Origin of the sequence: Pelagibacterium luteolum, assembly GCF_900100665.1 — a bacterium.
GTDB classification, from domain to species: Bacteria; Pseudomonadota; Alphaproteobacteria; order Rhizobiales; family Devosiaceae; genus Pelagibacterium; species Pelagibacterium luteolum.
In genome coordinates, this window is sequence record NZ_FNCS01000038.1 from 1 (window position 1) to 8607 (window position 8607).

The 8607-nt window shown below is 54.2% G+C and carries 11 protein-coding genes; 4 read left to right on the forward strand and 7 right to left on the reverse strand.

Annotation, left to right across the window (positions count from 1 at the left end; genetic code table 11):
• Positions 1 to 130: 130 nt before the first annotated feature.
• On the reverse strand, positions 131 to 1525 hold the full coding sequence (locus BLR31_RS21045) for a hypothetical protein (protein WP_143009491.1): 1395 nt from the start codon (positions 1523 to 1525) through the stop codon (positions 131 to 133).
• 164 nt (positions 1526 to 1689) lie between these two features.
• Between BLR31_RS21045 and BLR31_RS21050 the strand changes: the two genes are divergently transcribed.
• The 3 genes from BLR31_RS21050 to BLR31_RS21060 all read left to right on the forward strand — a co-directional run bounded on the left by BLR31_RS21050 (position 1690) and on the right by BLR31_RS21060 (position 4282).
• Positions 1690 to 2196 carry a VUT family protein gene (locus BLR31_RS21050; RefSeq protein WP_090600466.1) on the forward strand — a complete coding sequence of 169 codons (507 nt, stop codon included), beginning with the start codon at positions 1690 to 1692 and terminating at the stop codon, positions 2194 to 2196.
• Between the two features lie 16 nt (positions 2197 to 2212).
• Positions 2213 to 3250 carry a glycosyltransferase family protein gene (locus BLR31_RS21055; RefSeq protein ID WP_143009492.1) on the forward strand — a complete coding sequence of 346 codons (1038 nt, stop codon included), beginning with the start codon at positions 2213 to 2215 and terminating at the stop codon, positions 3248 to 3250.
• Between the two features lie 105 nt (positions 3251 to 3355).
• Positions 3356 to 4282, forward strand: a complete 927-nt coding sequence (locus BLR31_RS21060; RefSeq protein WP_090600469.1) for a hypothetical protein — start codon at positions 3356 to 3358, stop codon at positions 4280 to 4282.
• Between the two features lie 332 nt (positions 4283 to 4614).
• On the opposite strand, the gene BLR31_RS22365 is transcribed toward BLR31_RS21060, so the two are convergent.
• The 5 genes from BLR31_RS22365 to BLR31_RS21085 form a co-directional block, all read right to left on the reverse strand.
• A complete protein-coding gene (locus tag BLR31_RS22365) occupies positions 4615 to 4968 on the reverse strand; it encodes a VanZ family protein (protein ID WP_090600470.1) in 354 nt (117 codons plus the stop codon).
• Positions 4969 to 4989: 21 nt separating this feature from the next.
• Positions 4990 to 5811 (reverse strand): undecaprenyl-diphosphate phosphatase, encoded by an 822-nt coding sequence (locus BLR31_RS21070; RefSeq protein ID WP_090600471.1) that lies wholly within the window; start codon positions 5809 to 5811, stop codon positions 4990 to 4992.
• A 343-nt stretch (positions 5812 to 6154) separates the two neighbouring features.
• Positions 6155 to 6652 carry a hypothetical protein gene (locus BLR31_RS21075; protein WP_090600473.1) on the reverse strand — a complete coding sequence of 166 codons (498 nt, stop codon included), beginning with the start codon at positions 6650 to 6652 and terminating at the stop codon, positions 6155 to 6157.
• A 15-nt stretch (positions 6653 to 6667) separates the two neighbouring features.
• The gene (locus BLR31_RS21080; RefSeq protein WP_280139144.1) at positions 6668 to 7093 is read right to left on the reverse strand and encodes a Ros/MucR family transcriptional regulator; all 426 of its coding nucleotides are present in this window, start codon (positions 7091 to 7093) and stop codon (positions 6668 to 6670) included.
• A 349-nt stretch (positions 7094 to 7442) separates the two neighbouring features.
• Entirely contained in the window at positions 7443 to 7940 is a 498-nt protein-coding gene (locus BLR31_RS21085; protein WP_090600480.1) for a hypothetical protein, read from the reverse strand.
• A gap of 122 nt (positions 7941 to 8062) precedes the next feature.
• Here BLR31_RS21085 and BLR31_RS21495 point away from each other — a divergent pair, with 122 nt between their 5' ends.
• Positions 8063 to 8323, forward strand: a complete 261-nt coding sequence (locus BLR31_RS21495; RefSeq protein WP_143009493.1) for a DUF6626 family protein — start codon at positions 8063 to 8065, stop codon at positions 8321 to 8323.
• On the opposite strand, the gene BLR31_RS21090 is transcribed toward BLR31_RS21495, so the two are convergent.
• The coding region (locus BLR31_RS21090; protein WP_143009388.1) for a transposase at positions 8268 to 8607 on the reverse strand (340 nt) is incomplete at its 5' end. The genes BLR31_RS21495 and BLR31_RS21090 overlap by 56 nt on opposite strands.

The following is an 8607-nucleotide window of genomic DNA, read 5'->3' on the forward strand; positions in this document are numbered from 1 at the left end:
AATGTGTGCGGACTGACACGCTTATGGATCCCGGCCACTTCGGCTGCTTCCTGCACCGCGCGATGCAGCTGTCGTGACGAGATCGGATCCGTGCGGCTACGCCCTGGAAACAGCCAGCCATGAGGCAGCATCACGCCACGCCGCTTTTGACCGCAGCCAAATAAGTGCGCGCTGCCCGTGGCGATGTTGCCAAGCGGTCGCACACCTCGTCGATCATGGCCTCGATCTGGAACAGCGCAAGCGGTCGATCCAGCACAGCCCCATCATCCAGATTTTGATAGGCCTTGCGGAAACCTTCAATGTAGGCCTGAATGTTGTGGTTCATCAGAAGGGCCACTTGAGCGCCGTTCATCGACGCTTTCGTGCTCTGCGGCTGGAAGAGTCTGTTCAGCGAGATCCCGTGCCCAATAGATGTGGAGACCTTTACGCGGTTTATATCCTCGCTTGCCCAAGCGTCGGCATAATCGCTGATCGTTCGGTAGCCGCCGCTTAGCAGCTCTTTCCCGAGGCGAACCGGTCGGAAGCTCCACCGGTCAGCGCTGCGTTCAAAGCCCACAATCGCTGTCGCGTAGATCGAGCTCTGGAATGGACTGGAGGAGTCAAAAGAGATGCTGAGTTTTGGCGCCACGAAGCTTCGAAGTGCTTTCTGAAGGCGGGATAGAATCATGCCTGCTTTCAAGGTGGAGATGCCTAGAAAATGCATCCACTCGCAGTCAGCGAGCTTTCCATCTTGGTGCATTTCAATGAGCCGAAACAGCGTCATCGACAGGTGCGTGTGATGCTGCCCTGCGAACGCCCACCCTTCGAAGGGGAAATGCTTTACCCGCGAATACCAGAACGCACTTTCTCTTTCGCTGCGCCCCTGGATCACGTTCAAAAATTTCGTTTGGCCCGTGCGGTTGGCCTGAAAGTGCTGGTTGTTGAGCTCAGTCTGTATGAGGCAGGCCATATACTCGGGTGAGAAGCCGTACTTATCTGCCTCTCCATAAACATCATGCCCATCCGCAACCAGCCGCTCCAAGTGCGGCCCAACCGACCCCCTTTCTATGCCGCCCGTTGGGAAATCCAGGACCATCGAATAGTCGGTGTTGGCTTCAAGCCAGTTGAGCATCTGACCTGGAGTGGACGGCGTGAAATTAATCGTGCCCTCCTGGATCTGAAAACCGCCACTGTCGCCGATGATGACCACACGCCGATCGCGCGGCTTTTGGGTCAGCCAGTTTGTCTTTGCTGCTGCAACGCTTGTATTTGCAGCCTGTCCGGCGCTCAAAAGCGCCCAAGGATAGAAAAATAGCCTGCTGCGGGGATCTGTGAAATTGAGGTCCGCCGGCGTGAACTGCAGCTCACCCGGCGCCATCTGCAAAGAGGCAAAGGCTGCGGAGTCGGCCACCTGGTTGATATACGACATGCTGACCGCAGGCGTATACTTTGCGCGATCGCAGCGGAACGCCTTCGACTCTGAGTAGTCCACGCCAAATTTCCGCGCGCCCATACTGGCGAAGTTATTGATTGTCGTTGATGACACGGCGCATCCCCCTCCTGCTGAACCGATAATGTAAAGCATCATCAGAAATATACGCGCGTCAACTTCGTCTTGAGTGCGACAGTCAGTATTTTCTGCTTGCGCTTTTTCGACTCAGTCGTTCAAATTTGACGACGAATCACTAGTTGGCTTGTTCGGGGGAAACCATGCCAAAAGGTAGCGCAACTGCGCTTTATATTCTGTCCATCGCATTCATCAACTGGCTGCTGGTTTTGTTGCCACCGATCATGATCGGCAACACGGCCATACCTCCAGTGATGCTTGTCGTTGGCTTTGTCTTCGTTTTTCGCGACTTTGCTCAGCGAGAAATCGGCCACTGGGTGCTGTTGGCGATGGTTGCCGGTGGTGCTCTGAGTTTCTTCACTGCTTCCGCTGATGTGGCAGTTGCGAGCATGACTGCATTTGTTGTGTCGGAAACTATCGATTGGCTGGTGTTCTCTCTGACCAAACGCCCGTTGGCGCAGCGCATATTGTTCTCATCTGCTGCAGCTGTCCCGATCGACACGGTCATAATGCTGAGCTTGATCGGGATGTTTGATTGGCTTGCCGTCGTGATCGTTTCGCTCATGAAAATGATTGGAGCTCTGTGCTTCTGGTGGGTGCTACGGCGGCGGGATAATGATGCTGTGCCTCCAGCGACGGCTACTGCCTGACATGCCGACACTTTGGTTGTTTGATATCGAGCCGCATGAGCAGCGCTATACGAGTGAGTGGAAGCATTATCTGCCGCTGCAGCTAAGGAACGCCGCCAAGCAAAGAGGCACTGGCTGGAAGGTGAGGGTCATAAATGGTGGAGCGACTTCGGGAGCGATCACCAGCGGCGCCTTCATGGATTTTGCCGAAACCAACATCTACAAATCCAGGCAGGTGGCGAAGTTTGCAAAAGCGGTTCGAGCCGAGCAGGTCAAGGCTGGGGACAGGGTGCTGTTTGCGGATGCTTGGCACCCCGGCGTCATGAGCGTCCGCTACATGGCAGATCTGCTGAAACTTGGAATCGGCATCCACGTCATGTGGCACGCTGGTTCATATGATCCTGCGGACCAACTGGGGCAGAAGATAAAGCACAAAGCGTGGAGTTTTGCCTTCGAGCAAGCTGTCTATCATGCCGCTTCGATAAGCTACTTCGCCACAAAGTTTCATCGAGACTTGTTTGTGAAAAAGCTGCAGGTATCCGGCACGAAGACTAAGATCGTCGGGTGGCCAATGGAGTACCTGAAGACCGTTTTCGCTCCATATGCGGGAAGGAAGAAAGAAAAGATCATTCTTTTCCCGCACCGGATGGCGGCGGAGAAACAACCCAATGCACTGCGAGCATTGGAAAGGCTGCTGCCAGGCTACGACCTCGTTTTCGCTCAGGAGCAAAACCTAACGAAGGACCAATACCGCGACCTCGTTGCAAGGTCTGAAGCGGTCTTCTCAGCCAGTCTGCAAGAAACGCTCGGTATAGGTGTGTATGAGGGGCTGCTTTGCGGCGCGATGCCGATTGTTCCCAAGCGCCTGAGCTACGTCGAGATGTATCCAGGCTGGTGTTACGATAGCAGTTGGACACGCAGCCGCCGCGCAGTCAACCAGTCTAAGTCGGTGTTCGCACCTTACATTCGCCAGCTATTGAGGGGGCGGGACCCAGAAAAGATCGACCGTCTCGCGCAGTTGGTGGGCGGGCAGTATTTTAGCGGCGACAACCTTTATGGGTCGCTATTTCGTTGAAATTACAGATGAAAAAAGTTGCCTTAGGCAAGTTTTTTTGGGCGATTTAGCCGGACGCCAACCCCGCAACTCCCTCAGCACACTCACTCAAAGATGGGCCGTACAATGCCGTCAGACCGTGCCTACGGGCGTATTCCCGTTGAGTTTCCTTCCGCCCCATTTCCGACCAAAGACATCTTTGGCGCATTCATTACCAGCTTCCTGCCGGACAATGTCCAAGCCCGGACGCGGCGGTTGGCAAATTTCGAGCTGCAACTCCGGTGGTGGCGGCAGATGACCGATATGCCCGTGCATGTGGTCATATCGAATTGGACCGATAGTGAGCGGGATGGCTGTGCCGAACTTGGAGCGCTGACTGAGCGAGGTGGCACCATAACTGAAAAGCCAGCCCAACCGATCATCCTCAATCGAAACGCGTGCCTAGCGGCCTTCTATGCGTCTTCTCATCGCTGGGGCATCATAATGGATGACGATGCAGTGCTGTATCACAGCCCCAAGCACAACAGCGGTGGCAGGTTCTTTGCCGAAATGGCCGCACAACCAGCCGACGCCTACGATGGTATCGATGTTTTCTTCCCCATCAATCCCGCAAAGATGCCGGGACAAAATCAAATCTGGAAGAAGGACCCTCAGCTGTATGAGAGCAGCCACGTCTTTCAAGCCAACTACGATCTGAAGGGCAGCATGTTCATTGTTCGAAACTTCGCTTTGGAAGGGAAGGAGCCGGTTCTTCCGCCAGCGACGTTCGCAGGGCACGGCGAAGACACGCTGTTTGCGATTGAAGCCATCAGCAAAGGCTATGGTGTCTTCCGCTGCGACAACATCGTCCTCAAAGAGTTTTCTGGACCGAGCAATTTCTCCCATACGAGGGATGTTATGAAAGAGGGTAATCAAGAAATTGCACAACTCTATGCCGATCAGGGCCTCAGAATGAACCAGCTTCCAAAGCCAGAACACCTGTTGGATCGCAAAGAGTTCTTAGCTCGATGTTTGCCGGAGACGAGCAAACAGATCGTGGTTTCAAAGCCATAGCTCAAGGAAGGGAAGGGGGTGGTTTGCGGCCCGGCAGCTATTGTACGCTGAAGCTGGCAAAGCGGTCATCCGTGAATATAGAGATCGGAGTTGCAAGCGACTAACAACGGCAATTGTCGCACTGAGCGATGCTGGAGCGTCTGACCCGTGTCTCCTGCAGCGCTCCGGGGTACTGTGCGCGGAGTTCTGTATGAGGAACTAGGGGTGACCGCTTGTGTTCGCTGAGCGCCAACGCTTGTCTCACGCCGATCGGTTCGAAAATAGATCGATCGCGCCTTCGTTAGCCAGCCGCGACCGGCTCTCCTCGCAGCCAGAGTCTCAACGGTTGGAGCTTACCGGTTTCTGAGCCGTAACCATGCCCAGAGGCTGGCCCGCCATAGGCCAGCAAGCACCCCACCAATAATTACTCCGCAGATGCCGAAGACCACGTCGTCCCAGTCCCCGCGCCTGCCAGGCACGATGATCTGGATCATTTCAAACACACAAGCCAGGATGGCCATGGATGGCACGGCGAGTATTCTCAGCCAAGTGCGATTGACAGTGGCAACGATCACGAAAGTCGCGAAAGCATAAGCCAGCAAATGCTCGGTCGTTGTAAGAAACGGGCTCGGAATGCGCAAGGTACCCGGAAGCAGGGAGCCTACCGCTATAAGCGCGAGCAATGCGCCGACGAAATATCTTGGCAATGGGGCCTCAGGTGGAAATCATCATTGATCGATCCATGCCATGACATAGAAAAACAGGAAAGCCGCCAATGCGAGGCGGTAGATTACAAACGGTGTAAACGTGAACTGCCTCAACCAGCGCATGAGGAAGGCAATCGACAGGTAAGCGGTCACACACGCCATGGCAGCCCCTAGGAGCGCTTCTGCAAGCAACTCCGTGTTCTGTGCCGTCGTGAGATCTGCAGATGCGAGCAACCCCGCAGCTGCGGTCGTGGGGATCGAGAGCAGGAGTGAGAATCGAGCCGCCTCTGTGCGCGCCAGACCGAAAAACAATGCAGCGGAGATCGTTATGCCTGAGCGGCTTACACCCGGCACAAGCGCAATCGCTTGGGCGCATCCAATGAGAAACGCGACCGGGATGCTAATCGAACTCATCATGTGGCGTTTTTCATCTGAGGTGCGGTCTGCCACCCATAACACCAACGCAAAAATCGCTGTTGTCGCTGCGATCAAGGTGGCATTGCGGAAATCGCCTGCGATGACATCCTTGAGCAGGATCCCTGCCACGATCACTGGCAGGGTTCCGACCAGAACCGTCAGCGCCATGTGCCTGTTCGTGGACGCTCTACGCAGCAGGATATCGACGCTCCCCATCATCAATCGCTTAGTTTCATCCCAAAAATAGCCCACCACGGCCACCAGGGTGCCGATGTGCATGGCGACATCAATTAGCAATCCTTGATCTCGCCAGCCAAACAATCCCGGTAATATGATTAGGTGGGCCGATGAACTGATCGGTAAGAATTCCGTGACGCCTTGAACTAGGGAGAGCACGGCAAGATGGAGGAAGGTCTCAAGGTCCATGACGTTTCAGTAACCCATTATTTGAGTTTCCAAGTGTGGCAACCCGGCTGGAGGTATGAAAGGCATATTCGTGTTTGACAAGGCCCGATTGAGGGGGGCCGTGGCTGGGGCGACCGGCAGGCGTCCATTGGGAACAGTTTCTGCCGCACTGGCGTCACGTTCTTCCGAACCGGCCATTCCCGATGAGTTTATCGCTTCACTGGCAGTGGCGTCACGCGGTGACGTTGAACGGTAGGGCTTTTTCTTCGGTCCACGAAAATCCAGAGGTCAGCTATTGGGCCGGCAGAGCGAGGCATTGAAAGGCCGCGTTTGCGTCGACTCCTGCCATCTAAGAGATCCAGGATTAACTTTGGCAGTGTGCGGCTGCCAGAGCTCTCTGGTATATGGCTTCTTCCTCGTCTGAGCCAATGGCGAACGGCATAGTAAAACCGGTGTGAATCGAGACTACCGATCCATCATCAAACGCATCTGCACTACTGAATAGCCGGATCTCTGGTGCGACCTTATCGCTTGGAGCTGCGGCTGCCATTTGCTGTTCGGAAAAGAAGAAGACCTCCCAAAGTTCGGACTTGCTCGCTCTGTGTTTTTTGGCTTCGTACCGAGCGGCATAGACGTAATCGGGTGCGAAATTGGGATCTATTCCCGTATCCTTCGCTGTCAGAGACTCAATCCATTGCCGAATGCGGACAGTGTCCTCATGCAGCTGCTGCTCGATTTTCGCCTCGTCGTGGCCCGATAACAAGACTGCCCCTTCCTCGTCGTCCGGCTCATAAAAGCGTTCAAGGGAGTAGGTATGCTCGTCGCTTCGAAGGTTATCGACCATCCTAGCATCAAGTGTCATTCTTGCCATAAACCCTCAGCGCTTGCGTCCCAATCCGGCTTCTTTGGCTAGCTGAGATCTCTTCTCGGCATAAGCGGGCGCAACCATTGGATAGTCCCAAGGCAATCCCCATTTGGTCCGATATTCATCCGGAGTCATGTTGTAGTGCGCCCGCAGATGGCGCTTGAGCGATTTGAACTTTTTGCCGTCTTCAAGACAGATGATGTAGTCGGGCGTCACTGATTTTTTGATCGGCACAACCGGCTTGGGTTGATCTGCCGTCTGTTCCGGCACTTCGGCTTCTTTGAGATCTGTGATCGCTGAGTGGACGTCGGCTATCAAACGCGGCAGGTCAGTGGGACTAATTGAGTTGTGGCTCACATATGCCGACACAACTTCGGTTGTCAGATCCAGAAATTCCGTCTTCTGCTCTTCTCGTGTCATTTCTGCTTGGTCACTCATCGCCGCTGTCCTCAAATACCAATCCCCAATCCCTAAATGCGGTCGGGTCATTTCGCAAATGCGATATGTTCTTGGCGTAGCGTTGCCGGAATTGCCATTGGTTTTATTAGGATCATGTCCAGCTGACGCCTGGACCTGCATCCAAATCCTTCACTGACATTTCACAAACGCCTGTTTGTTCATGTCACTTCGGCTTCTTGTTCGTTTCACCCTCAGCCGTTTTTTTTATTCCGTAAAACGTTGGGTTCTTCGCTTTTGGAACTTTGGTACAGCGAAGCCATTAACCGCTGTCCAAGTCGACGAGCAGTCTCTTTCCGGTCGAGTCTGTAGCCTGCCGCTTGGCGCGGTATCAGCGTTGCATAGTTGGCTCAAGTGACAGGGATTTTTCCGACATGAAGTCGGCAAGCAGTACGATGCGGTCATGGTCGTAGTTTCTCCATTTCATCAGTTTACTGCTGTAGTCGAATGCCCCTTTGGGCCGGTAAAGTTCTCGAAGCTTGAACGTGCCGCTCTTGCAGGTTTCATCCCACAAGAGCTTGCCAGCCTGAGCTTTAAAGCTTTCGGTGCCGTAGGGAATGTGAACGAGACCGTGCGTATGGATTGCAGCACCAAGTTCGCTGCCTTCGATAAAGAAGACACCGTTCATGCGTTGGCTCATCGGCTTTTGTGACCAAATCCCGCCCAAGCCAGAATTGTCCATGCAGCCAGCGAAATGCCTGATGAGCGCCTTCATCTTATTGATCGACCAATGCTGATGTGTGGCCAGCGTCACCATGTGGGTTGTGCCCATCTGCATGCATAGCTCGAAATAGGCGTCTCTAAGCTTCTTCCTTTCCGTTGAGTTCATAAGGCATCCTCGTTCTCACCAGAGCTAAGGCCCTGATCTGATAAATATATTTATCTGGGTCAGCAGCGCCCGAGCAGCGAATTACGGGTTCTGGATGCAGAAAAATGACTGAGGAGAACAGGATGACGGTGTGGAATGTGATGGATGTACTGGAGCAAGCCTATGCGCTGGCCGGGCAATTGGGTCTGGTGCACAGCAAGGCTGAGTTTTCGGAGCGGATGCTGGGCAAAGGTGCCAGCTATCTCAGCTCAATGAGCGCCAGACAAAGGTATCCCAGCAAAGATGTGCTGCTAACGCTTGAGAGCAAGCTTCTAGAGCGGAATCCTATCAGTCTGCATCGTATCCAGCGGCTGCAAAGTAGTTGGCGCACTCTTTGGGCGTGAAGGTTTGGACCAGTTTGCCAATTCTGTTCCAGAGCGCATCAACGGTTCGCTCTGCTGCTTTGCGAAGCATCGCCTTGAGTTTGGAGAAGGCGTTTTCGATCGGATTAAAGTTGGGGCTATAGGGCGGCAGGAACCTGAGTGATGCGCCCGCTGCCTCAATCAGTTCACGGGTCCGGGTTCCTTTGTGGCTGGAGAGGTTGTCCATGATCACGATGTCGCCGGGCCGCAACTCGGGCACCAGAACCTGCTCGACATAGGCTTCGAATGCGAGGCGGTTGATCGGC

What these genes read in the sequence shown, in the direction of transcription:
- BLR31_RS21085 (WP_090600480.1), bottom strand. Translation starts at nt 7,940, where the DNA reads ATGAACTCAACGGAAAGGAAGAAGCTTAGAGACGCCTATTTCGAGCTA.
- BLR31_RS21070 (WP_090600471.1), bottom strand. Translation starts at nt 5,811, where the DNA reads ATGGACCTTGAGACCTTCCTCCATCTTGCCGTGCTCTCCCTAGTTCAA.
- BLR31_RS21060 (WP_090600469.1), top strand. Translation starts at nt 3,356, where the DNA reads ATGCCGTCAGACCGTGCCTACGGGCGTATTCCCGTTGAGTTTCCTTCC.
- BLR31_RS21075 (WP_090600473.1), bottom strand. Translation starts at nt 6,652, where the DNA reads ATGACACTTGATGCTAGGATGGTCGATAACCTTCGAAGCGACGAGCAT.
- BLR31_RS21050 (WP_090600466.1), top strand. Translation starts at nt 1,690, where the DNA reads ATGCCAAAAGGTAGCGCAACTGCGCTTTATATTCTGTCCATCGCATTC.
- BLR31_RS21495 (WP_143009493.1), top strand. Translation starts at nt 8,063, where the DNA reads ATGACGGTGTGGAATGTGATGGATGTACTGGAGCAAGCCTATGCGCTG.
- BLR31_RS21080 (WP_280139144.1), bottom strand. Translation starts at nt 7,093, where the DNA reads ATGAGTGACCAAGCAGAAATGACACGAGAAGAGCAGAAGACGGAATTT.